22 protein-coding genes, 1 tRNA gene, 1 other RNA gene and 1 pseudogene are annotated in these 23,914 nt (G+C 62.4%); 10 read left to right on the forward strand and 15 right to left on the reverse strand.

Features of this window, described 5'->3' with window-relative positions; all coding sequences use genetic code 11:
* Positions 1-13: 13 nt before the first annotated feature.
* Positions 14-280, forward strand: a complete 267-nt coding sequence (locus AB0I57_RS11445; protein ID WP_358334448.1) for a hypothetical protein — start codon at positions 14-16, stop codon at positions 278-280.
* A gap of 617 nt (positions 281-897) precedes the next feature.
* Here the strand turns inward: AB0I57_RS11445 and AB0I57_RS11450 are convergent.
* The 3 genes and pseudogenes from AB0I57_RS11450 to AB0I57_RS11460 form a co-directional block, all read right to left on the reverse strand.
* Positions 898-1,098 (reverse strand): annotated as a pseudogene (locus AB0I57_RS11450) (hypothetical protein); the annotation flags it as partial.
* A 108-nt stretch (positions 1,099-1,206) separates the two neighbouring features.
* On the reverse strand, positions 1,207-1,494 hold the full coding sequence (locus AB0I57_RS11455; protein WP_358334450.1) for a hypothetical protein: 288 nt from the start codon (positions 1,492-1,494) through the stop codon (positions 1,207-1,209).
* A gap of 110 nt (positions 1,495-1,604) precedes the next feature.
* On the reverse strand, positions 1,605-2,348 hold the full coding sequence (locus AB0I57_RS11460) for a potassium channel family protein (protein ID WP_358334453.1): 744 nt from the start codon (positions 2,346-2,348) through the stop codon (positions 1,605-1,607).
* 127 nt (positions 2,349-2,475) lie between these two features.
* Here AB0I57_RS11460 and AB0I57_RS11465 point away from each other — a divergent pair, with 127 nt between their 5' ends.
* Positions 2,476-3,159 (forward strand): YceI family protein, encoded by a 684-nt coding sequence (locus AB0I57_RS11465; protein WP_358334456.1) that lies wholly within the window; start codon positions 2,476-2,478, stop codon positions 3,157-3,159.
* Positions 3,160-3,228: 69 nt separating this feature from the next.
* On the opposite strand, the gene AB0I57_RS11470 is transcribed toward AB0I57_RS11465, so the two are convergent.
* The 3 genes from AB0I57_RS11470 to AB0I57_RS11480 all read right to left on the reverse strand — a co-directional run bounded on the left by AB0I57_RS11470 (position 3,229) and on the right by AB0I57_RS11480 (position 5,944).
* Positions 3,229-4,005 carry an IclR family transcriptional regulator gene (locus AB0I57_RS11470; protein WP_358334459.1) on the reverse strand — a complete coding sequence of 259 codons (777 nt, stop codon included), beginning with the start codon at positions 4,003-4,005 and terminating at the stop codon, positions 3,229-3,231.
* A gap of 235 nt (positions 4,006-4,240) precedes the next feature.
* Positions 4,241-5,056 (reverse strand): methyltransferase domain-containing protein, encoded by an 816-nt coding sequence (locus AB0I57_RS11475; RefSeq protein WP_358334462.1) that lies wholly within the window; start codon positions 5,054-5,056, stop codon positions 4,241-4,243.
* Between the two features lie 72 nt (positions 5,057-5,128).
* Positions 5,129-5,944 carry a methyltransferase domain-containing protein gene (locus AB0I57_RS11480; RefSeq protein WP_358334465.1) on the reverse strand — a complete coding sequence of 272 codons (816 nt, stop codon included), beginning with the start codon at positions 5,942-5,944 and terminating at the stop codon, positions 5,129-5,131.
* Between the two features lie 120 nt (positions 5,945-6,064).
* Here AB0I57_RS11480 and AB0I57_RS11485 point away from each other — a divergent pair, with 120 nt between their 5' ends.
* The 5 genes from AB0I57_RS11485 (at position 6,065) to tgt (ending at position 14,304) form a co-directional block, all read left to right on the forward strand.
* A complete protein-coding gene (locus AB0I57_RS11485; RefSeq protein ID WP_358334468.1) occupies positions 6,065-6,667 on the forward strand; it encodes a TetR/AcrR family transcriptional regulator in 603 nt (200 codons plus the stop codon).
* 51 nt (positions 6,668-6,718) lie between these two features.
* Positions 6,719-9,073 carry an MMPL family transporter gene (locus tag AB0I57_RS11490; protein ID WP_358334471.1) on the forward strand — a complete coding sequence of 785 codons (2,355 nt, stop codon included), beginning with the start codon at positions 6,719-6,721 and terminating at the stop codon, positions 9,071-9,073.
* 176 nt (positions 9,074-9,249) lie between these two features.
* Positions 9,250-10,983, forward strand: coding sequence for an ABC transporter ATP-binding protein (locus AB0I57_RS11495; protein ID WP_358334474.1), 1,734 nt, complete (start codon positions 9,250-9,252; stop codon positions 10,981-10,983).
* Positions 10,980-12,953 (forward strand): ABC transporter ATP-binding protein, encoded by a 1,974-nt coding sequence (locus AB0I57_RS11500; protein WP_358334477.1) that lies wholly within the window; start codon positions 10,980-10,982, stop codon positions 12,951-12,953. The genes AB0I57_RS11495 and AB0I57_RS11500 overlap by 4 nt, the downstream gene beginning before the upstream one ends.
* Positions 12,954-13,059: 106 nt before the next feature.
* The gene (tgt, locus tag AB0I57_RS11505; protein ID WP_358334480.1) at positions 13,060-14,304 is read left to right on the forward strand and encodes a tRNA guanosine(34) transglycosylase Tgt; all 1,245 of its coding nucleotides are present in this window, start codon (positions 13,060-13,062) and stop codon (positions 14,302-14,304) included.
* Positions 14,305-14,340: 36 nt separating this feature from the next.
* Here the strand turns inward: tgt and AB0I57_RS11510 are convergent, their stop codons facing one another.
* From AB0I57_RS11510 to AB0I57_RS11530, 5 genes are all read right to left on the reverse strand, one after another.
* Entirely contained in the window at positions 14,341-15,069 is a 729-nt protein-coding gene (locus AB0I57_RS11510; protein ID WP_358334483.1) for a queuosine precursor transporter, read from the reverse strand.
* 123 nt (positions 15,070-15,192) lie between these two features.
* Positions 15,193-15,843, reverse strand: coding sequence for an RDD family protein (locus AB0I57_RS11515; RefSeq protein ID WP_358334486.1), 651 nt, complete (start codon positions 15,841-15,843; stop codon positions 15,193-15,195).
* A 143-nt stretch (positions 15,844-15,986) separates the two neighbouring features.
* Positions 15,987-16,919, reverse strand: coding sequence for a hypothetical protein (locus AB0I57_RS11520; RefSeq protein ID WP_358334489.1), 933 nt, complete (start codon positions 16,917-16,919; stop codon positions 15,987-15,989).
* 144 nt (positions 16,920-17,063) lie between these two features.
* Positions 17,064-18,008: a tRNA glutamyl-Q(34) synthetase GluQRS gene (gluQRS, locus tag AB0I57_RS11525; protein ID WP_358334491.1), complete on the reverse strand. Its 945-nt coding sequence runs from the start codon at positions 18,006-18,008 to the stop codon at positions 17,064-17,066.
* A gap of 11 nt (positions 18,009-18,019) precedes the next feature.
* Entirely contained in the window at positions 18,020-18,628 is a 609-nt protein-coding gene (locus AB0I57_RS11530; protein WP_358334494.1) for a TetR/AcrR family transcriptional regulator, read from the reverse strand.
* 218 nt (positions 18,629-18,846) lie between these two features.
* Here AB0I57_RS11530 and AB0I57_RS11535 point away from each other — a divergent pair, with 218 nt between their 5' ends.
* Positions 18,847-19,353, forward strand: a complete 507-nt coding sequence (locus AB0I57_RS11535) for a hypothetical protein (RefSeq protein ID WP_358334496.1) — start codon at positions 18,847-18,849, stop codon at positions 19,351-19,353.
* Positions 19,354-19,493: 140 nt separating this feature from the next.
* Here AB0I57_RS11535 and AB0I57_RS11540 read toward each other — a convergent pair whose 3' ends face one another.
* The 3 genes from AB0I57_RS11540 to AB0I57_RS11550 all read right to left on the reverse strand — a co-directional run bounded on the left by AB0I57_RS11540 (position 19,494) and on the right by AB0I57_RS11550 (position 21,903).
* Positions 19,494-20,555, reverse strand: coding sequence for a YncE family protein (locus AB0I57_RS11540; protein WP_358334499.1), 1,062 nt, complete (start codon positions 20,553-20,555; stop codon positions 19,494-19,496).
* Positions 20,556-21,265: 710 nt separating this feature from the next.
* Positions 21,266-21,350 (reverse strand) — tRNA-Ser (locus tag AB0I57_RS11545).
* Positions 21,351-21,408: 58 nt separating this feature from the next.
* Positions 21,409-21,903, reverse strand: coding sequence for a hypothetical protein (locus AB0I57_RS11550; protein WP_358334502.1), 495 nt, complete (start codon positions 21,901-21,903; stop codon positions 21,409-21,411).
* 140 nt (positions 21,904-22,043) lie between these two features.
* On the opposite strand from AB0I57_RS11550, the gene ffs reads away from it, so the two are divergent.
* Both ffs and AB0I57_RS11560 read left to right on the forward strand, forming a co-directional pair.
* An RNA gene (gene ffs, locus AB0I57_RS11555) (signal recognition particle sRNA small type) lies at positions 22,044-22,138 on the forward strand.
* Positions 22,139-22,183: 45 nt separating this feature from the next.
* Positions 22,184-23,482: an aminotransferase class I/II-fold pyridoxal phosphate-dependent enzyme gene (locus AB0I57_RS11560; protein WP_358334505.1), complete on the forward strand. Its 1,299-nt coding sequence runs from the start codon at positions 22,184-22,186 to the stop codon at positions 23,480-23,482.
* A 66-nt stretch (positions 23,483-23,548) separates the two neighbouring features.
* Here the strand turns inward: AB0I57_RS11560 and AB0I57_RS11565 are convergent, their stop codons facing one another.
* Positions 23,549-23,896: a DUF202 domain-containing protein gene (locus AB0I57_RS11565; protein ID WP_358334508.1), complete on the reverse strand. Its 348-nt coding sequence runs from the start codon at positions 23,894-23,896 to the stop codon at positions 23,549-23,551.
* Positions 23,897-23,914 lie beyond the last annotated feature (18 nt).

Genomic DNA, 23,914 nt, shown 5'->3' on the forward strand with positions numbered 1-23,914 from the left:
TAGGGTCCGCGCCATGACATGGGATGAACTGCTGGATCGGTTGTTCGACCGATACACCGTCGACATGGACGAGGCAGACCGCCAGGAGATCCGGGAAAACATAGTGCAGGACGCCTACGTCGAGTTAGCCGCTTTCATCGGCTACGGCATAGATCAAGGCGACCTCAGCGACGAGGAAATAGATGCTGCACTGAAGTTCTCCGAGCGAACTCCCATAATGAAGAGATCGCTTATCACCGACGCGCTGGAAGAGCTGAAAGCCAGCCGCGCCAGCACATAACCACACACTCGCCCCTACCAGGCGAAGGCCCCGTGAGCATTTTGCCCCGTGGCCTCTGCATGGGTAGGGGGTCGCAATCACTACAAGTCACGGCCGGCACCACTCCGCCCGGTCTGTGGCTCCCTCTCCCCTGGGGGCGAGGGGGGTCGCGCTCGGATATAGGGGTGACCGGCCGAAACACACCCCAAAACAGCCCAAAAAGTGGGTGCTCACCCGGGGACCCCTCGCCGAAGTGGGTCGGTATTCGGAGGCATTCAGGTTGGCGGCCTGCGTGGTCATCATGACCACGGTTGGAGCCGTCACTTTGCCGACGTCGACAACATGATCGACCTCGCGGGTAGCGCTCTCCGTCCGCCGCGCTTAGGCAGTAGATCCGCACAATGACTCAAGTCAAATGGCGTGGGCACATTTTGGGCACACTTGGGCACGAATCAAGGTGTTTCAGGGTGACCTACCGTGATTCATCTACGCAGGTAGATGCAATATCGGGCCTCCGATCAGGGGGCTGCTAAGGATTCAAATCCCTCCGCCACCGCCAAAGCCTCCCACCTGAGAACTCAGGTGGGAGGCCTTTTTCATGCCGTTCACGACGGTTGAAATCGCGAATCTGACAGTTTTCAGACAGCTGCGAGAGCGGGAATCCTTCGGCGTGCCGCATCCAGGGCGTCCGCCACCGTGTCGAGGTCGTCGTCGAAGAGGTCGGCATAGATGTCCAATGTCGGCGCCGCTGCTTTGAACCACCCATGCTCGGAGTTCGGGCGGCGCAGGTAGTCACCATCCGGCCCCGGAAACACTAGTGCGTCCCGCGCCTTGCCCTGGGACGGAGTCGACGCTTGTCGCCATGCCCAAAGTCGTTGGTGTGTGCCGGATCGGGTAGACCGCAGTCCGAGTAGGTGCGCGGTGCTCGTGATCCGATGAGGTCGGCCCTAGCTCAGCGGCGCCGGCGGGAACTCTCCGTATATTCCGCGGTCCTCACCGGCGAGGTATTGCTGATGTTGAATGTCCGCACGTGCTCTCAGCGCGGACCGGCGTGCCGTCTCTCCGTTGCGGCGATCGACTGCCGCACGCTGCCGCCGTTGCCACCACGGAATCCCGAACGCGACTCCAGCCCACACCAGGCCTGCGATGATCGCAGCGGCCACGATCAACTTCCAGAACGACAGGATGAACGCTAGGACGAGGAACGCGCCGAACCAGGAGAAAGTGTTCTTCATGATTCACCTCCCACAAGCCATTGGCAGCTCTCAGCCTATGCTCTCCTCGAGAAAGTTCTCACAGGTTGGGCAACGGTATGTGTACCGCGTTGAGCCCGCACTGAGGCGCTCTAGTCGGCCGGTTGGGGTTCATGATCTGGTCGGGCGCCGCGGGCGGTGAGGAGCTCCGCGCGCAAGGCGGACACCTCTTCGGTCAGAGCCCTGACCTCGGCGCGGGTGACGGCTTGGCTGGCCTCGTCCTGTTCTGCCACACGCTGCAACAACCACGACGCCAGCGTGGCGGTGACGACACCAAGGAGGGCAATGCCCGCCATCATCAATCCGAGTGCGATGAGCCGGCCTGTATCGGTCACCGGTGAGTAGTCCCCGTAACCAACCGTCGTGACCGTGGCGACGGCCCACCACAGAGCATCGGTGAACGATGTGATGGATGCGCCCGGTTTGCCGCGCTCAGCATCCAGCATCGCAAGCGACGAGACCAGGATCATCAGGATCGTCGATCCGACGGCGAAAGAGACAACTTTGCCGCGAAGCGCTCCGCCGATCGTGCGCTGGAAGACCCCGATGAGAGTGACTAGACGAAGAAACTGCAGGGGCCGCAGCATCGGAAGAACCACTAGTACCAACTCGTGCAGATGCCGGATGAACCACTGCGTCCGGCGCTTGGCCAGTGACAGGCGCACGGTGTAGTCGATCGCAAACGCTGCCCAGGTCACGCCCATGATCATGTCGGCGAGTACTTTCGGATCGCCGGTAGGTTGCTGCAGCACCGACCACGCGTATGCGGAGAGGAATGCGACCGCGGCCGCTGCCATGGGCCATTCGGTCAGGTGGTGCCAACGTGCCTGAGTCATGTGGATCGAATATAGGTCAGTGACGAATATCGAATACAAGTCTGTGACGAATTCGGGTCAGCAGGTACCGATTACAGCGTCGCTCGGAAGCAATGACATCCTTTGAACAAGTAACTACTCTGGCCCCATGAAGAAGCGGTGGTGGATCATTGGCGCGGTTGCTGTTGTGATCCTTGCGGTTGTCGCGGGGCCTTGGATTTATGGCAGGTTCCTCGTCACGGACGACGATCCCGCGGCCACGATCTCCACCGAAGGAGCGCAGGCCGCGACAGGGACACTGGACGGCGAATGGACCGTCACCCCTGGGGGCGGGGCCAACCGAACCGCGGCGGGATACACCGTGGACGAGAACCTCAACGGCGCGGCCAACAGGGTAGTTGGCAGCACAGACGATGTCACCGGTTCGGCAACTGTCGAGTCGGAAAAGCTCACGGCCGCTGAGGTGACCGTGCAGGTCGCGTCCATCGCCACCGATGTGTCCATCCGCGACCAGGTGTTCCGTAACGGCATCATGGACACAGGCTCCTTCCCGACCGCCACATTCGTGCTCTCCTCCCCGGTGGATCTCTCCGATCTGCCGACGGATGGATCAGTGGGGAAAGTCACAGCCGAGGGCATGCTGACCCTCAGGGGCGAGACCCATCCGGTGTCCGTTGACATGGATGTGCTTCATACCGGTGACAATCTGATCGCGTCGGGCAGCATTCCCGTCACTTGGGCGGACTTTGGTGTGCAGGCGCCGTCCTTGGGATTCGTGACCGTGGAGCACAACGGGACGGTGGACTTCCTGGTCTGCCTCGCGCATTCCTGACCCTGCCTCGCCCGTTCCTGACAAGTGCCCGCGGGTTGAGCCCGGCGAACGGGCCGGCGCCACGTTTGCCTACCGTTCTCCCGACTGATCCGGCGGATATGGTTGGCAAGGACGCAAGGTGCGGCTGATCGTCCGGCCCGCCGCCCGCACCAGTGGAACCAGTGCGTTCAGCGATACGCCCTTCGCAGGCACCACCAGCGACACAGCTGCGATCGCTGTTCCCGGACATTCGAAGATCGGCGCCGCGACCGAGACCGCGTTCATTGTCACTTGGCGATCGCTGATCGCGACCTCCGAACGGCGCACTTGGGCGAGCATCCGTCGAAGCACGACGGGGTCGGTGATGGTCCGTTCGGTGAACCTTTGGATCGGCGCGGCGAGCACCTGATCCTGCACCTCCGCAGGCATGTACGCGAGCAGGGCCAGCCCGATGCCTGAGGCCGTCAATGGGTATCTGCTGCCGACTCGCGAGTGAAGGGGAGGAGCGTTCTGGCCGGTGATGTGTTCGACCACCACGACCTCTGTGCCCTCGCAGATTCCGAGTTGGACGTTGTCCCGGGTGATCTGCGACAGGTCTTCCATCACCGGCATCGCCAGTTCACGCAGCATCGTGCCGCGAGGTGCGAGCGAGGCGATCTCCCAGAGCTTGAGACCTACGGAAAAGCGACCCCCACGGTCACGTTCGAGGGCTCCCCATTCGATGAGAGCGCCGGTCAGACGGTGCACGGTGCTGAGTGGATACCCCGACTTCCGCGCTAGATCGCTGAGGGTCAGGCTAGGGGATGAGGGTGTGAAGTACTCGAGGAGACGCAACGAGCGGATGGTCACCGAACCGGTGGTCGGCATTGGCCGTTCTCCATTTCGCAGTTCCCCACAGAATCGACTGCTCGGGCGGAGTGGTGTCCCGTTCGACGGTCCCGGGTGATCGTGTACATGAAACCTCCGGGATCGGCAGGGCTGCAGCGAAACTCATAGCGCCGACCCAGGCTGTCGAGTCGCCGCCTCTTCACTACTCTGCGGCACGACTAGTGATCTGGCACACTTCGTTTCCGAATAGTGGAAGGGTAGATAGTCAGGCGGGTCAGGGTTTATTAGCCAGGTAGGCGAAATACGTCATCGACATGTGGAAGTCGCCAGTGCGGGCGAGGGAGTTCAACTTCTCCAGCAGCCTGGAGCGTTCGATGGCGGTGATAACCCGCCTCGTGACTCCCCACGCGAGAAGAGTCGCGACGAAGGGGTCGCTGTCATTCCTCGGGTCCTGGATCAAAGTCTGGGCTTCGATGTCCTGGATGACGAGTCCTGCGGCGCCGAGTTGACCGGGAAGTAATCGTGCGGAGTACGGGTTGGCGCTGTGGCTGAGAATTTCCTCGATGATCCGTTGCAGCATGTTCGAATCGCCGAGACGCATGATCGCCGTACCCCAGTCCAAGTCGATGATCATGGCGCGACCACCCGGTTTCATCACTCGCGCCACCTCTTTGGCTGCCGAATTCGGGTGGTACAGGTGTTGGAACACCGTTTCGCACCGCACGATGTCGAGGCTCTCGTCCGGGAAGGGCAGCGAGTAGATGTCCCCGACGATGAACCGCGCCGTCGAGTTCGCCTTCCCGGCCCGCTCGCCGGCAAGTGTGACCAGGCCGGGGTTCGGGTCGAGTCCGATCGCGTGACCCGACGCGGTGACCGCCTCAGCGAGAACCTGTGTCTCGGACCCGGTACCCGAGCCGATGTCCAGGGCGCGCTTGCCCGCCCGGACCTGCAGGGCGGCATGTGCCCAGTTGCGCAATCGCTGGATTCTGGGAATCTCGGCCACCGCATCCAGATGTTCTACGAGTTGGCCGAGTGCGTCGTGATCGATCTCGTGCGCTCGGAACGATGGTCGCAGCGGGGTGTCGGCCATCTCACAACACTAGTGGCCCGCGACCAGGGACATTGTTCGTCTTCCGCCACCTGCGGCGACAGCCCGGCGGGGTCAGGGCTTTTGAAACAGGTACGCGAACATCGTCAAGGACACGTTGAGGTCACCGCTGCTGGCGCCGAAGTTCAACTGCTCTAGCAGCGAAAAGCGTTCTGCGTCGGTGATCGCGCCGCGGGAGAGGGGCCACCCGGTAATGATCTGCAGGAAGGGGTCGTTGGCATCGCCGGTGTGCTGGATCAAAGCCTGCGAGTCTGAGTCCTGCACGGTGAGACCGACTGCATCGAAGAGCCCGGGAAGCAGTACTCCGGAGTGCGGATTGGCCAAGTCTTCGAGATAGTTCTGCATGATTCGTTCCACCACGGCGGGATCACCGGGATGCATGATCAACGTGCCGAGGTCGCTGTCGGAGATCATTGCCCGACCCCCCGGTTTCAGCACGCGCGCCACCTCGGCGGCTGCCCGTTCCGGATCGGTGAGGTGCTGGAACACCCGTTCGCTCCATACGGCGTCGACGCTGCCGTCCGGGAAGGGAAGTGCGTAGATGTCGCCGACATCGAACTGCGCGTTCGAGTTCAATTCCTGTGCCCGCTCGCGGGCAACGGCGACCATTCCAGGATTGGAGTCGAGGCCGATCGCTCGGCCGGAAGCGGCAACTGCCTCGGCGAGAACCCGCGTCTCGGATCCGGTGCCCGAACCGATGTCGAGAACGCGCTCGCCCGGTCGAACACGCAGGGCGTCATGTGACCACTTGCGCAGTCGTTGGACTCCGGGAATCTCGACCTGCAAGTCAAGGGTGGCGACGAGTCCGTCGAGCGCAGACCTGTCGATTTCGTCCGATTGAAACGATGGCCGGAGCGGCGGGTCGGTCATGCCCCACCGTAACTCGCCTGTGACCGGGGACACTGTTCGTCACCGAGTGTGGGTAAAGCCATGAAAATTGCGGGCAAGAGAAAATTTGCAGAAGTCTGCAACTTCTGTACCGTCGGTGTGGTGACTTCAGAGATCGGGCTACGCGGCCGCAAGAAGGCGGCTACACGCGCCGCCCTCAGTGGTGCCGCCGCACGCCTAGCCCTCGTATCGGGCATCGAATCCGTCACCGCCGACGCCATCGCGTCGGAGGTAGGGGTCTCGCCTCGGACATTTCACAACTACTTCTCCAGCAAGGAAGAAGCAGTACTTGCCCATTTCGAGGAGTCGGTCCACGACTGGGTGAGTTTGCTGAGGGCGCGCCCCGCAGACGAGCCGATCTGGGACTCCCTCGAGCATGTGGTGGTCCAGATCGTCACCAATCACGAGAGATCGCTCGAAGAAACCGCCGCGCTGGTGGAACTCGTCGAGTCAAGCCCCTCGCTGCTCGCCAAGAAACTCGAGGTGCACCTCAGGGTCACTCGCCTCATCGGTGAGGTGATCGCCGAGCGGACGGGCACCGACATCGACACGGACCTCTATCCGAACCTGCTGTACATGGCGGTCGGAGCGGCGGTAAGGGCGTCGTTCGACCTGTGGATGGGCGGCAAGTCCGGTGCGAGTGGGCCAGAAGAACTTGTGCGAGAGGCGATACGCCAACTCCGGCAGGGACTCCCGCCGCCCTAACCCTGCTGCTCCGACCATCAATTCGTAAGACTGACTCAGAAGGAGCCTTTCGTGGCCACCTATCTCTACCGGATCGGCAAGTTCGCCTACCGGCGAAAAGGCGCGGTCCTCAGCGTCTGGCTGGTGATCCTGGTGCTCATGGGCGTCGGGGCAGCGACGCTGTCGGGGCCGACCAAAGAAGCGTTCTCGATCCCGGGAACCCCCGCGCAACAGGCGCAGGATCTGATGGCCGAGCGCTTCCCCCAGGCAGCCGGTGACGATCCGATGAACAGCGTCAGTGCACGGTTCGTCTTCGCCGCTCCAGAGGGGCAGACCCTGGAGAGCCCGCAGAATCAGCAGGCGATGGACGCGGTGCTCGCCAAGGTGCGAGGCATCGACCAGGTCCAAGACGCTGCGAAGGTCGACCCGGCGACTGCCCAGGGGCCCGCTGCGGCCATGGCGCTGGTGAACCCGGTCGTGGCAGACGAACAATTCGTCGGCAGGGCGACGGCAACTGCGGCGGACCAAGGGCTCAGCGTCGAGGACGCCATCGCGAACGCCCGGGCTCTGTCGCCGCTGAGCCCCGACAAGACCGTCGGCTACGTCGAGGTTCCGTTCAAGGGCGACCTGGGCGACGTGGGCCAGGCCCTCCGGGATCAGATCGCGTCCGCGGCCGATGCCGGCCGAGATGCCGGACTGACCGTTGAGGTCAGCGGCTCCGCCGCCAACGAGGCAGAGCCGCCGGGCGGCACTTCCGAGCTTGTCGGTATCGGCGTTGCCGCCGTCGTTCTCATGTTGACATTCGGATCGCTCGTCGCCGCTGGACTCCCGCTGATCACCGCGATCATCGGCGTCGGGATCGGCAGCCTCGGCATCACAGTCGCCACCGGGTTCACCGACCTCAGCTCGATGACGCCCACCTTGGCCATCATGATCGGTCTGGCCGTCGCCATCGACTACTCATTGTTCATCGTCTCCCGGTTCCGGCATGAACTCACGCTGACCGAGGACCGTTCGGAGGCCGCGGGACGCGCCGTGGGTACCGCGGGCTCCGCCGTGGTGTTCGCCGGCCTGACCGTCATCATCGCGCTGATCGCGCTCCGTGTTGTCGGGATCTCATTCCTGTCCGACATGGGTGCGGCCGCCGCGTTCACGGTATTCATCGCCGTCTGCATCGCGCTGACCCTGCTGCCCGCCATCCTCGGGCTGTTCGGGCGCAAGGCGTTTGCTGGGAAGATCCCATTCCTGAGCAGCCGCGACATCGAGGCTGACGCGGACAAGCCGAGCTTCGCGCAGCGCTTCATCGGTGCGGTGGTTCGCCGTCCAGCGGTCCCGCTTATCGCCGGCGTCGTGGTTCTGGGTGCAGTCGCCGTGCCGGCCGCAGGGCTCAATCTCGCCCTGCCGAACGAAGGCACCGCCGATCCGGCGACGAGCGCGCGTCAGGCCTACGATCTGGTGAGCGAGGGCTTCGGGCCAGGAAAGAATGGACCGCTGCTGGTGGTCGTGGACGCCCAGAGTGCCACGGTTCCGGCCGCCCAGGCGTTCGGTGAGGTCCTGAATACCATTTCTGCTCAGGACGACGTGGCAAACGCGCAAATCGTCGCCACAAACCAGGCCGGTGACACGGCGCAGATCCTGGTGACGCCGAACAGCGCTCCGAGTGATCCGGCCACCATGGACCTCGTCAACAACCTCCGCGGGGCAGAGGCCGGTCTGCATGATTCGATCGGTGTCAACTATGGCGTCACTGGTCAGACAGCGCTGGAGGGCGACGTCTCGGAGAGGCTGCTGGAGGCGCTGGTCCCGTATCTCGCGGTAGTGGTCGGTCTGGCGTTCATTCTGCTGCTGCTGGTGTTCCGCTCGGTAGTGGTTCCGCTGACGGCCACCCTCGGATTCCTCCTCAGTGTGGCGGCCACATTCGGTGCCACGGTCGCCGTGTTCCAGGAGGGCTGGGGCGGCATCACATCGAACCCGCAACCGCTCGTCAGCTTCATGCCGATCTTCTTGATCGGTGTGGTGTTCGGTCTCGCGATGGACTACCAGGTGTTCCTGGTGACGCGGATGCGGGAGGAGTACGTCCACGGTGCAACCGCGAAGGAAGCCGTCACAGTCGGCTTCAACCACGGTGCCCGCGTGGTCTCCGCTGCGGCAATCATCATGATCTCGGTTTTCGGGGCATTCATCGCGGAGCCGAACACGTTCATCAAGTCGATCGGGTTCGCCTTGGCGGCGGCTGTGTTCTTCGATGCCTTCGTGGTTCGCATGGTGATAATCCCGTCCGTGATGGCATTGCTCGGAGACAAGGCGTGGTGGCTTCCGGCCTGGTTGGACAAGATTCTCCCCAACGTCGACATCGAGGGCGAGAAGCTGAGGAAGGACCTTCCGGACAGCCAACAACCGCTGCAGCCGGTCCGGTTGGGTAAGTGACTAGGTAAGTGACGCCGCGTGCGCCTTTCCGGTAGCCGTATGGTGACCCGGAAAGGCGCACAGGTCTCTTTGCCCGGTCGATTTCCGGGTGCCCGGTCAACTGTCAATTGACGCGCTGTTGTCCGTTTCTCTTGATAACCTGCGGTCACCATGATGACCCTTGATCGGCTCCGCGCATGCTGAGATCCCTGCTGACCACCTACCTTCGCCCGTACAAGCGGGAGTTGACGGCGGTGGTCCTGTTCCAGTTGGTCTCGACGTCAGCTGCCCTGTACCTGCCCAGCCTCAACGCCGATTTGATCGACTACGGCGTCACGCAGGGCGACATCTCGTACATTCTGACGACCGGCCTGACAATGCTCCTGGTCACCGTCGTCCAGATCACGTGCTCGATCGGATCGGTGTTCTTCGCCGCACGTGCAGCGATGGGTTTCGGGCGTGATGTGCGAGCGGCGGTGATGCACCAGGTCGGCACATTCTCGTCCCGAGAATTCGGCCGATTCGGTGCGCCGTCGCTGATCACGCGCAACACGAACGACGTTCAGCAGGTACAGATGCTCGTCGTGATGAGCTGCACAATCCTTGTGACGGCACCGATCATGTCTATCGGTGGCATCGTGATGGCGATTCGGATGCAAGCGAGTCTCGCGTGGATATTGGCCGTCACGGTGCCGGTCCTCGCATTGGCGATGGCGCTCGTGATCTCCCGAATGGTGCCGGCGTTCCGGGAGATGCAGAAGCGCATCGACGGAGTCAATCGCGTATTGCGGGAGCAGATCACCGGTATCCGGGTGATCCGGGCGTTCGTTCGCGAGCGCTCCGAGATAGAGCGGTTCGGCACAGCGAACGAGCAACTCACCCAAACTGCACTTCGGATCGGTCGTCTCACCGCGCTCATGTTCCCTGTGGTGATGATGATCGCGAATCTCACCAGTGTTGCTGTCATTTGGTTCGGTGGTCACCAGATCGACAACGGCACCATGCAGATCGGCTCACTGACGGCGATCCTCACCTACATCATGCAGATTCTCATGGCCGTGATGATGGCGTCCTTCATCGCGATGCTGGCCCCACGTGCCGCGGTGAGCGCCGAACGCATAGGAGAGGTCCTCGAGACCGAGTCGACCGTGGTCCCGCCCTCCGAACCCGTGACCGCTGTTTCGAAGTCCGGCGCGGTCGAACTACGCAATGCCGAGTTCAAGTTTCCTGGTGCCGAAGAACCGGTGCTTCGCGACATCAGCTTCAAGGCAGAGTCGGGCAAGACCACTGCCATCATCGGCGGCACCGGTTCAGGAAAGACAACGCTGCTGTCGCTGATTCCGCGTCTGATCGATGCCACCTCGGGTTCTGTTTCGGTCGCAGGCAACGATGTTCGACGCTACGACCTCGACGCCTTGCGGTCCGAGATCGGCCTGGTTCCGCAGAGGCCGTACTTGTTCTCGGGCACTGTCGCCACCAACCTGCGGTACGGCAAACCCGACGCCACTGACGAGGAACTGTGGCAGGCCCTCGAGATCGCACAGGCCGCGGACTTCGTACGTGCCATGCCCGAGGGTCTCGACACTCCTGTCGCTCAAGGCGGCACAACTGTCTCGGGTGGTCAGCGGCAGCGACTCGCCATCGCGCGGGCATTGGTTCGCCGACCGTCGATCTACCTGTTCGACGACTCCTTCTCCTCCCTCGACCTCGGCACGGACTCTCGACTGCGTGCGGCGCTCAAACCGGTAACCGCGAACGCGTGCGTCATCGTCGTCGCGCAGCGAGTGTCCACCATCATCGACGCGGAACAAATCGTCGTCCTCGAGGACGGCGCCGTCGTCGGTATCGGAACGCATGACGACCTGCTCGCCACTTGCCCGTGTTATGTCGAGATCGTCGAATCCCAACGATCGGTCGAGGAAGCCCTATGAGCGATCGCACCAGCGCAGCCACCGCCAACCGTCCGATAGGTCCGCGCATGCCGGGTTCGGCCGCTGCCCCACCCGCGTCCAAACCCGACGATCTGTGGCCTTCCATGAAGAGGCTGTTCGGGCGACTGCGCCCGCACCGATTCGCCGTGGGGGTCGTCCTATTGGTCGCCACCATCTCGGTGGTGCTCACCTCGATCGCACCGAGAATGCTCGGGCAGGGCACCAATGTGATCTTCGACGGCATCGTCGGCAAGCAGTTGCCTGCCGGGCTGTCCAAGGAACAGGCCATCGAAGGACTGCGGGCAAACGGCCAGAATACGTTCGCCGACATGGTGTCCGGCATGAACGTCGTGCCCGGCATGGGTGTCGACTTCGGTGCTCTCGGTCGGGTCCTTGCAATCGTGCTGGCCCTGTATCTGGGGTCCGCGCTCTTGATGTGGTTGTCGGGTTTCCTGCTCAACATCATCGTCCAGGGCGTCGTGAGGAACCTAAGAGCAGAGGTCGAACGCAAGATTCATCGGCTTCCGTTGCGTTACTTCGACTCCCACGCTCGTGGGGATCTGTTGAGCCGAGTCACCAATGACATCGACAACGTCTCGCAGTCGTTGCAGCAGACGTTGAGCCAGTTGCTCGTGTCGGTGATGACGGTGATCGCCATTTTCGTGATGATGATGGTCATCTCGCCGCTACTCGCGTTGATCGCGGTGCTGACGGTGCCGCTCTCGGTCGTGGTGACCGCATTGATCGCGAAACGGTCCAAGCCCCACTTCATGTCGCAATGGAAGACGACCGGTGAGCTCAACGCTCAGATCGAGGAGGCGTACACGGGACACGAGCTGGTCGCCGTGTTCGGCCGCAGCCGCGAAGTGGAGGCCCGCTTCCAGGAGAAGAACGAGCAGCTCTACCAGTCCAGTTTCAGGGCTCAGTTCTTCTCCAACATGATCATGCCCTCGATCATGTTCCTCGGAAACCTCAACTTCGTGGCCATCGCCGTCATCGGTGGTATGCGCGTGGCGTCCGGCACGATGACCCTCGGTGACGTGCAGGCGTTCATTCAGTACTCCCGACAATTCACACAGCCCCTCACCCAGATCGGGGCGATGGCGAATCTCTTGCAGTCGGGCGTGGCATCCGCGGAGCGGGTGTTCGCTGTTCTCGACGAAGACGAAGAGGCCGAAGATCTTCTCGAAGCTCCGCAGCTGTCCGGCCTGGAAGACGCGGGCGTTTCCGCAGGTGGGCGCGTCGAATTCTCGGACGTGTCGTTCAGCTACAGTGCGGACTCTCCGCTGATCGAGAACCTGTCGCTGGTCGCCGAGCCTGGGCAGATGGTGGCGATCGTCGGCCCCACTGGCGCCGGCAAGACCACCCTCGTGAACCTGCTTCTGCGGTTCTACGATCTCGACGGAGGCAAGATTCTCCTGGATGGCGTCGACATCGCGGAAATATCCCGCGACGACCTGCGTTCCCGCACAGGCATGGTGCTACAGGACGCGTGGCTGTTCGGCGGCACCATCCGCGACAACATCGCATACGGGCGGCCTGATGCCACGGAGGAGGAAATCCTCGAGGCCGCGCGCATGAGCTACGTGGACCGGTTCGTCCACTCGCTTCCGGATGGGTACGACACCGTCATCGACGAAGAGGGCAACAACATCAGCGCCGGCGAGAAGCAGCTGATCACCATAGCCCGAGCATTCATCGCGCAGCCGTCGATCCTGATCCTGGACGAGGCGACGAGTTCTGTCGACACACGCACCGAGTTGCTCGTGCAGCACGCGTCCGCAGTACTGCGCAGTGACCGCACGAGTTTCGTTATCGCCCACCGATTGTCGACCATCCGTGACGCGGATGTGATCGTCGTAATGGAGGACGGACGGATAGTGGAGCAGGGCAGCCACGAGGATCTGTTACTTGCTCGCGGTTCGTACTACCGCTTGTACAACAGCCAGTTTGCCGGCGCCGAAGTGTAAGTCTTGATCTTGGACGGTAGGGCGCGAGTGTCTCGGTGCTGTACCTGCACTTCGGGTGACGCAGTGGTGTGTCGCCGGGAACGCCGCGCGTGATTGGATACACCTCGTGAATTCCGAAGTGCCGACCCCGCCCGATCCGTTCTTCACCGTCAACACCAGGCTCGACGGGCAACTGGGCCGGACCGGCACCATCCACACCCCACACGGCGATATCGCAACTCCGTCGTTCGTTGCCGTCGGCACCAAGGCGACCGTCAAGGCCGTGCTACCCGAGGCCATGAAGGAACTAGGCGCGCAGTCACTGCTCGCAAACGCGTACCACCTGTACCTACAGCCCGGCCCGGAGATCGTCGACGAGGCCGGGGGTCTGGGTAGGTTCATGAACTGGGACGGCCCGACCTTCACCGACAGCGGCGGATTCCAGGTGATGTCGTTGGGCGTCGGCTTCAAGAAGGTCCTCGCGATGGAAGCAGTCGGGGTGCAGTCCGACGATGTGATAGCGGAGGGCAAGGAACGACTCGCAACGGTCGACGAGGACGGTGTCACGTTCAAGTCTCACCTGAACGGTTCACGGCACCGGTTCACGCCCGAGGTGTCGATGCAGATCCAACACCAACTCGGCGCCGACATCATGTTCGCGTTCGATGAACTCACCACTCTTCTGAACACCCGCGAATACCAGGAACAATCGGTAGAGCGGACGCACGCATGGGCAGAACGCTGCATCGCCGAGCACGAGAAGCTCACAGCCGAGCGCACCCACCGGCCCTATCAAGCGCTGTTCGGGGTCGTCCAGGGCGCTCAGTATGAGGACTTGCGCAGGCAGGCGTGTCGGGGACTGGAGTCGATAACCGGGGAGAGCGGCCGCGGCTTCGACGGATACGGCATCGGCGGCGCGCTCGAGAAGCAGAACCTGGGCACCATCATCCGTTGGTGCAACGAGGAGTTGCCCGAGCACAAGCCGCGGCACCTGCTCGGTATCAGCGAGCCTGACGACTTCTTCGTTGCCATCGAGAACGGCGCCGACACCTTCGACTGCGTCAACCCGTCACGCGTCGCCCGCAATGCGGCGATCTATCACCCCGACGGTCGATTCAATATCAACACCAGTCGGTACCGTCGCGATTTCACGCCCATCGACGCGGACTGCGACTGCTACACCTGTGCGAATTACACCCGTGCCTACCTGCACCACCTGTTCAAGGCCAAGGAGATGCTCGCGGCCACGCTGTGCACCATCCACAATGAACGCTTCACCGTGCGGTTGGTCGATCAGATCCGCGACAGCATCGACGGCGGGTACTTCGCCGAGTTCAAGGCCGAAACTCTCGGTCGCTACTACCGACGGTGAGGTGGCAGAGTACGTTCTGCCACCTCACGCAGCGGGTCAGAGCCGGTAGGTGGGTTCGCGCTTCTTGATGAAGGAAATGGCGCGGTAGGTGATCGGCATGACCAGCACCTCCACCAGGGTCTTCCACAGGAACCCGACGATCACATAGTTGATGAAGTCACTCCACGTATTGATTCCGATGGCGCCGGCGGCGATGGCGCAAAAGATCAGGGTGTCGGCGAATTGAGAGACGACGGTGGAGCCTAGGAGCCGCGCCCACAGGTGCTTTTCCTTGGTGCGCTCCTTGATCAAGACAAGCGTCAGCGAGTTGAGCATCTGGCCTACGAAGTAGGCGGCTAGCCCGGCCAGTAGCAGTCGTGGGTACACCCCGACGACGGACGCCAAGGCTTCCTGGTTCTCGTAGAAGTCTGCGGGCGGCAGTTCGATGAGGATCCAGAAGCAGATGGCGGCCAGAATCAGGGCGCCGAAGCCCAGGTAGATCGCCCGCCGGGTTGCCTTGAAGCCGTAAACCTCGCTGAGAATGTCGCCGAGGATGTAGGCGAGCGGGAAGAGGAAGAACCCGCCGTCGGTGATGATCGGCAGGATCTGCAGCGGACCGATGGTCAGCGAGGCATCACTGAGGAATGCGACGCCCTTCGTCGCGCTGATATTCGAGATCAGCAGGGTCGCGGTGAAGAGTGCGACGATCGCGGGGTAGTAGCTCCGGCTGACATGCGCGAATGTCGCGTGTTCGGGTTGCTTGGTCTGCTGATCTATGGCTGTCACGCCGTCATCCAAGCACTTGTGGGTACGCGTGCGCGAATCAGGTAGCGGGTGAACGTACCGTTTGCCCGATTGCTTCGGTGGCGGGGTACGTTCACCCGCAGGTGATGCGGTGAAGTGGACCCGTCAGACCTTGACGACGCGCGTGCCGCCCGCAATCTCGTCGTGCTTGCCCTGCTTGGTGGGGCTGTTGGCAATGGTTACGGAGAGCACGATCATGAGGACGAACCCGATGAACCCGAACAACAAGCCGATGATCGGGAGCGCGCCCATCGCACTGAGGAAGAAGAAGCCGTTGCGGGTCAGAGATTGCTGCTGGGTGGGCAGACCGCCCTCCGGTCCTACGACGCGCAGGCCCAGAAGTTGCTTGCCGAGGGTCTGCCCGCGCGTGGTCTCGAGGAACACGAAGTAGCAGACCACTGCCGCCACGCTGATGACTGCGCCGATGAGACTGCCGATCAGTCCGCCGAGGGACGCCGTAATCACAGAAGTGATGATTCCTGTCGGGATACCGACGATGAAACTGTCGATCAACCGCGCCGCCATGCGGGGGAGCAGCTCACCCGGTGTGGACGAGTTGAAGCCGAAGTCCGGCGCTGCGAACTGCCGCGTGTAGAACTGCTGTTCAGAACCGTACTGCGGAGGCTGTCCGCCGAACTGCTGCTGCCCGTACTGCTGCTGCCCGTACTGCTGCTGCCCGTACTGCTGTTGCCCGTACTGCTGTTGCCCGCCGTACGGTGGTTGCGCCTGGTTCGGGTCGAATCCGCCAGTGGTCATGAAATCCCCCTCGAATCGCGAGTCTTGATTGTCGGATACCGCTTGAGAACCTTACGCAGGGGTGTGAGCGACTCAACTGGTGGGACTCGGAAATGGGTGAGCGCACTCGCCGAGAGGCGAAAGTGCGCTCACCCGTGTGGACGTCAGGCCGAGACGTAGCGGCCTGTGAGCACCCTGTAGGCGTAAGTCGAGGCGATGATCGAGATCGGAATCGAAACGAGAAGTCCGACGACGAAGAGGAGCAGCCCGATGATGTTGATGCCCACGAGGGCGAGTGCCAGCAGCAGCACTGGGCCGATATTCTTCGCGATCACTGTGATGCTGGATTTGATGGCGCTGATCGCATCCTGGTTCTGGTCGACGACAAACTGCAGCGTCCACCACGTAAAGAAGATCACGATCAATGCCGGGATGATGAATAGGAACAACCCGATGGTTGTGGCCACGCTGATGATCAAGCTGGCGATGATGATGGTGCCGACGTTCGTGAATTCGAAGAATGTAGCGAAGGACGGCTTGTTTCCGTCGAGTTCCCTCAGTGAACCCCGTACGAGTGCTGCGTTGATCAGGTAGCCGATGATGGCGGTGACGATGGTGCTGAGGATGCGCCACACTGAGGATGCCCCGCTGGTGTCGGCCGTCGCACCCAATCCACCGAAAATTATGCTCAGCGCGATCTCTATGAGGACCACGATCAGCATGATGCCGACCCAGACGAGCGCATTGTCCTTGAATTTGTTCCAGCCGTAACCGATCGCGGAGCCTACCGAGAATCCGCCCGATATCTGTTCGGAATAGCCGTAATTCGGCAACGGTGGGGGTGGTGGATACCCGCCGGGCGGTGGCATTTGTGGCGGTGGAGGTGGGTAGTTACCCTGCGGCGGATAGTTTCCGCCAGGCGGCGGGCCTTGCGGCGGGGGGTAGCTGCCGGGTGGGGGCGGATATGCGCCGGGCGGTGGCATCTGTGGCGGCGGAGGTGGGTAGTTTCCGTCCGGCGGTGGTGGAGTGCCCTGTGAAGGACGATCTTCCTGGCCGCTGTCGGGTTCCTCGTTCGGATCTTTTCCACCAGTCGACATGTGATTCCCTCAGCAAGAGTTGAGTGCTCGCGGATGACACATAGACACTACTCGGCTAATCCTTTACTCGCTTCCCTTCGTCTGCACAATTCTGGAGTTGTTGTCTACGGCGGTCGGTGTGCCCGTCTGCGTCGACGACGATTGTCAGGATGTGGGGGGTCTGATGACCCACGGTTCACGTGGCAGCTCGCCGGGTTCGAAGCGATCGAGAAGCAGGTCGTGGTTCACGGACTCATCCTGAACCGTGAGCCCCAGTGACGTTGTCAGAATGTGGAGCACCTGATCGGGATTGCGTCCCAACGCTTTCAGTTGCTCGAGTGTTACGGCACCATCTCGTTTTGCCAGACGCTTACCCTCTTCGTTCAGGGCAAGCGGGACGTGCGCGTAGGTGGGTGTCGGCAAATCGAGCAGTTCGGCAAGGTATGCCTGTCGTGGTGCAGACGACAGCAGATCGTCCCCTCGTACCACCTGATCGATTCCTTGTTCGGCGTCGTCGACTACGACCGCGAGGTTGTAGGCGGGTGTTCCATCACCGCGACGCAGGACCAGGTCGTCCACCAATCCCGTGTATCGGCCATGCATGACGTCGTTGACGGTGAACGATGAGACGTCTGCTCGCAGTCGCAGGGCAGGTGTCCGCCCGCCCGAACCCCGGGCCATGCGTTCGTCGGGCGTAAGGTTGCGGCACGTCCCTGGGTAGGCGCCTTGCGGTGCGTGGGGGGCGGAGGCTGCCGCGAGAATTTCCCTTCTCGTGCAGAAGCATTCGTAGGTGAGGCCGGCGGCGTGGAGCCTTGCGATTGCGTCGTCGTAATGACGAAGTCGATGCGACTGCGACACCACTTCGCCGTCCCAGTCGAGGCCCAGTTCGGTCAGGTCGGAAAGCTGTCGCTCCCGAGCGCCATCGCGGACGCGGTCGAGATCCTCGATGCGCATCAGAAAGCGCCGCCCCGTGGACCGGGCGAAAAGCCACGCCAGCAGCGCCGTCCGTAGATTCCCGAGATGGAGATCCCCGGATGGGCTTGGCGCGAAGCGTCCAGCCCCCGACTGTCTGTGTGGGGGCGGTTCGCTCTGACGAGAAGGATGCGACATTGGCCGAGGGGTCAACTGGCGAGCTCGATCGACGGCGACAGGAACTCGGCGTCCTGCAGAATCATGGCAATCTGATTGTCGAGTGCGTGCTCGAGGTACTCGGGCGGGCACAGCTCCGGGCTGCCGATCGCGTCGAGTGAAAGACCGTCGACAGTGGCGAGGAGAAGTGCTGCACGGGTTTCCGGTTCCGGAGTGCCGATGTCGATCAGCATGGCGGACAGGCGGGTGCGGATGGTGAACAAGGTATGGCGGCGGATTTCGGAAAGAGATGGTGACGTGGCCGCCCGAACCGCGAACGCGGCCATGACGTGTGCCTCTCGCACCCTCTCTTCGTCGAGCGGAAGAAGTTGGCGCATGGCAGAGCGCAGTGCCTGTATCGGGTCTGCACCCCGGTCGACCGTCGACAGCCGTGCCAGAAGTTTGTCGACAAGGCTACGCAGAGCGAACGCGAACATCTGGTCCTTCGTGGAGAAGTGATGCTGCACGGCACCGATGGAAACGCCGGCCCTCTTTGCGACCTCGCGCACGCTCGCGCTTTCCAGACCGGACTCGGCCGCGACATCGAACAGGGCTGCGGCCAGGTGTTCTGGGCTGGTTGACGAGTATCGACGTTCACGCATGTTTGGAACATTACTTGCGTATTGAATCAATACGCGCGTCAGGTGCCACCCGACTGGAGTCCGAGATCGGTGGTAACGAGCACTTCCGGGCCTCGGTGTGGATTACATCACTCGAACTGCTGGCGCGGTCGACCAACTCGAGGTGAACTGGAGGCGCGGGTTCGTGCAGGCTCCCCGGCGGCTCGCTCCATCGCAGTTGCACAGAATGAGGACTTGCCATGAGACGAATTTGGGCAGTGGCAGCGATCGCCGCCAGCCTGACCATCTCGAGTTGCGCCTTTGACGCCCTCGACAGCGGAACTACAGGCGGAGATGCCCCGGTATCGCCCACGCCCACGTCGCCACCAGCGCTGGCGGACGAGCCTGTGCTGAAGATGGGCGCGACCACATTTGGGGAGGTCATGGTCGAGAACGGCGGCATGACCGTCTACGTGTTCGACATGGACGAAGTGGGTTCAGGTGTTAGTTCTTGCGAGGGCGCGTGCCTCCAGGCTTGGATACCGGTTACCAGCGTCACCGAAAACCCAACGGTCGAGGGGTTGCAAGGTGTCGTCATCGACACCATCCCGGCGCAGGAAGGCACCCATCAGCTAACGGTCAACGGCCGCCCTGTCTACCGCTACCAGGACGACACCCAGCCAGGCGACGCCTTCGGGCAGGCCGTCGGGGACGTGTGGTGGACCCTCGACTCCGCGGGCACCCCGATCACGACAGGCGGTTCGTAACGCAGCCGATCCCGACGGAAAACGACAGTGGCCCCGATCCTTCGATCGGGGCCACTGTGTGGCCGTCTCGACATTCGCGTTCAGCTGGGTCTTCGACACCTGTGCGCTGAGCACTGCCTTTCGTGGTGTGGAGCGTGCCGTCAGGACGAGCCCAAGGAGCCGAGGCTGCCGAAGGGCGACGTCGCCTGCTCGATCTCGATTACCGATACCGAGTCGCTGAAGCGGTTGGTGACGTACGCGCGGGTGCCGTCGGGAGTGATTGCTATCCCCGTTGGCCCTGCGCCGACGTTGATGGGGGTTCCGGTGACGAGGTTGGTGGCGGTGTCGATCGCCCATACCGTGTCGAAAGCGTTGTTGGTCACGTAGGCGCGGCTGCCGTCGGGCGTGAAGGCCACTCCGACCGGATACCCGCCGACATTGATCGGGAATGCGGTGACCAGGTTGGTTTTGGTGTCGATCACCGAGACCGTGTCGTATTCGATGTTGGTGACGTAGGCGCGGCTGCCGTCAGGAGTGATCGCTACCGCTGCAGGCCCGTCGCCGATGTTGACTGTCTCGGTGACGAGGTTGGTGCTGGTGTCGATCACCACCACTCTTTCATCGTTGGCGACATAGGCGTCACCGTCGGGGGTGATCGCAATCCCGAACGGCCCGTCGCCGACGTCGATCGGGTCTCCGGTGACGTCGTTGGTGGCGGTGTCGATCACCGACACCGTGCCGTCTCTGTCATTGGTGACGTAGACGTGGTCACCGTCGGGGGCGACGGCGACCCCCCACGGTGCATTGCCGACCTCGATCGGGTCTCCGGTGACGTCGTTGGTGGCGGTGTCGATCACCGACACCGTGTTGTCATTCTTGTTGGCGACGTAGGCGTAATCGCCGTCGAGGGTAATCGCCACACCGTACGGCCCGTCGCCGACGTTGATGGTGCCGACAATGGAGTTGTCTGCAGTACTGATTACCGACACCGTGTCGTCGTCCATGTTGGTGATGTAGACGTGGTCACCGTCGGGGGTGATCGCCACGCCGCGCGGTCCCTCACCGACGGGGATGGTGACGGTCTCGGCGTGCGCGGCTGGTCCGGCCGTGAGCATCAGGCCCGCCGTCAGGGCTGCGGCGAGCCCGGCTGTACGCAGTCGGATGCGCGACTCCATATAGGGGGTGCTGCGACGGCCAGGCGGGGCAACATAGGTGTGCGGCATCGTGCTCGGACTCCTTCGTTCAGGGAGAAGTCGACGGTGGGCCGACATCTCCACGGGTACGCGCGGGGCATCGATCGTTCGGAACCAAACAGACCTCTTGCTCGGGTGAGGACTGTACGGCACAAACCGGAACAATGTGGACATTTGTCCAGGCTGGTTGAAGTGGGGGAGTGTGCTTCGTTCGATCTCACGATTGGGGGCGGCGCTGGGCCCGGATCGGTGAGCTGGGATCGCGAACTACCCGTGGATCAGGGGATCGGCGAGGATTCGAATTCCGGCAGGGCAGAAGCCTTTTTGGCGTCTGAGATGTTGTGATCTGCGTATCCCGACTACTCGAACCTACGACCTGGAGAAGTGCGATCATGAAGTTCGATGCAACCCACCGCTTCCGTTATGCCTTGCACTGCATAGGATTACGCCACCAGCTAGAGCCTCGGGCCAAGCCGTTGATTCCACATTGAATCTTGCTCATAAGCGATGGACGTACGTGTTGAGGTCGGTGTGGGAGACGCGGCTTCCTGAAAGGTGACGCTCGTTAGGTCTGACATTTGGAACTGGCTCTACAGCACAGCTCACATCGCCTGGTCGATAGCCGGCCGCATGACCTCACCCAGCGCGGTGGTCATGGACGGACGCTTCGCGCTGCATGAAGACGGAAAGAAACCCCCGGCCAACTGCTGCGCGGCAGTTCACCGGGGGTTTCCCGAGAGCGGAGGATAGGGGATTTGAACCCCTGAGGGCGTTAACCCAACCCGCGTTCCAGGCGAGCGCCATAGGCCACTAGGCGAATCCTCCGTGCAGGAGCATACCCAACACGGCGGCCGACTGTTAAACGGCCAGGTGACCGCGCGTGCTAGATCCAGTTCAACTCGCTGAGCGCGTGCGCTGCCAGACTGACTGAACGGTCGCACGACCTGTCGGGGTTCGTAATCGCGTCGAGGCCGAACTTCGTCTCGATCGACAGCGTGCCCGCATCGGTGGTGACCTCGAGGACGCAGTGGTACTTGCTTTCGGCGAGAACTCGGCCCTCGAGTCCACCGACGTCGAGGGTGCGCAACGAGTTGCCGGGATCCGATGAGCCGGCCGTGGTGATCGTCACTGTGTTCAAGGTCTCTGCCGTCCCCCAGGTACAGGCCCGGCGGTCCTCGCGCTCGGCGGTGACACCTTCGCCGGCACCGGTAGTGATCAGCGCGGCCAGCGACGTCTCATCGGCCAACGTGCACGGCTGCGCCGTGTCCCAGTTCACCGCTGACGAGGTGTCCGCTTCATCGCTGCCGCCACCGCATGCCGACAGTGTTGCCACGACGGCGGCGAGCGCCATTGCCTGTGCTGCGCTATTCGAGTACATCCTGATTCCGTCCCGATCCTCTTGCTGCCGAAGGTGGCCGAATGAGGGGGGACGGTAGCATTGGCTGTGGTAGGCGCCGAAACTTTCGTGGCAGGACCAGGGTGGGTCTCACCGAGCGCATGGGTGCGTCTACACTTTGTATTGGATCCCGCGCGGCGCGCATCCTGTGAACTCCCCCAGGGCCGGAAGGCAGCAAGGGTCAACGGGCTCTGCCGGGTGCGCGGGGTCCCCTGATCTTTTGGATACTCCTCCCGGCGATGTCGGTGAAAGGCCGCTCCTGATGCCTAAACAAGTCCAGATCGGGTTGATGGGTCATGAGGAACTACTTGCCGAACATGCGCGACAGACTGCGAACTACGCGCAGCTGAAGGCGGAAAAGCTCACACTCGACCTCACCCGAGGCAAGCCGTCCCCCGAACAGTTGGATTTGTCGGCTGCACTGCTGAGCCTTCCCGGCGACGGCGACTTCCGCGATGGCAACGGAACAGACTGCCGCAACTACGGGGGCTTGGCTGGCCTGCCCGAACTGCGTGCGATTTTCGGTGAACTGCTCGGGATCCCCGTCGAGAACCTCCTTGCAGGAGGCAATGCGAGCCTCGAGATCATGCACGACTCGGTGGTGTTCTCGCTGCTGCACGGCAACCCGGACTCCCCCCGGCCCTGGTCTCAGGAGCCGAAGGTCAAGTTCATCTGCCCGGTACCCGGGTACGACCGCCACTTTTCGATTACGGAGTCCTATGGCATCGAGATGATTCCGGTGCCGATGCGTCCCGACGGTCCTGACGTAGCCATCACCGCGAAGCTGGTTGCAGAGGATCCAGCGATCAAGGGAATGTGGGCGGTCCCGAACTACTCGAACCCCACTGGCGTCGTGTACTCGGAGGAAGTGGTCCGGGCCCTGGCATCCATGCCTGCCGCAGCTCCCGACTTCCGCCTGTTCTGGGACAACGCCTACGCGGTACACCCCATCGTCGGTGAGGTGGCGCCATCACTGGACGTCCTCGGCATGGCTGCGGAGGCCGGGCATCCGAATCGTCCGCTCGTCTACGCGTCGACGTCCAAGATCACATTCGCCGGCGCGGGTGTCAGCTTCTTGGGCGGCTCCAGCGCGAACCTCGCCTGGTACCAGAAGCACTTGGGCAAGAAGAGTATCGGACCGGACAAGATGAACCAGTTGCGACACCTGCGCTTCTTCGGAAACGCCGAGGGAGTGCGTGCGCACATGGAGAAACATCGAGAGATCTTGGCTCCGAAGTTCGCGCTGGTACACAAGATTCTCGAGGATCGACTCGAGGCATCGAAAGTGGCCTCGTGGACGGAGCCGAAGGGTGGCTACTTCGTCAGCCTGGATGTCGTCGAGGGTACCGCGAAGCGTGTCATCGCTCTCGCCAAGGATGCGGGGATCGCACTGACCGCCGCAGGATCGGCTTTCCCATACAGAATTGATCCCGAAGACAAGAACATTCGCCTTGCGCCCAGCTTCCCTTCGATGGAGGAACTCGACAAGTCGATGAACGGTGTGGCGACGTGTGTACTGCTCGCCGCTGCCGAATCTCGTCTCTCCGAGGGCACATCCTAGAACGCCACGACGCTACGGATCGTCTGATCGACTGCGGCCGAGCTGTTCGTGGTGCTCTTTCGAGCGTCAGATCAATATCACGACGGCGATGGCGGCAAGAAAGATCACGACGCCTGCAGTGCCGATCGCGCCGGACACCGCGGGCGCGAAGACTCCGGCATCGATTTGGCGGCCGACGCTCCGGTACCGAAAGGTCCCATAGGCCGACACCAGCAGTCCCGCAACGACGAGGATGAGGCCGGAAGCTACCGCGTGGCCGCCCCTATCCGGGGCGAACTTTGCGACCGCGACGCCCACAGCCGCGACACTCATGCCGGTTCGCAACCACGCCAGGTATGTCCTCTCGTTGGCGAGATGATCACGGGCAACGCTGCCGACATTGGGTTGGGTTGTGCCGTGGATGTCGCGTTTCATGCTCCTCCTCGCTATTGA

The sequence above is a fragment of the Rhodococcus sp. NPDC049939 genome (assembly GCF_040656415.1).
In the GTDB taxonomy this organism is placed as follows: domain Bacteria; phylum Actinomycetota; class Actinomycetes; order Mycobacteriales; family Mycobacteriaceae; genus Rhodococcus_F.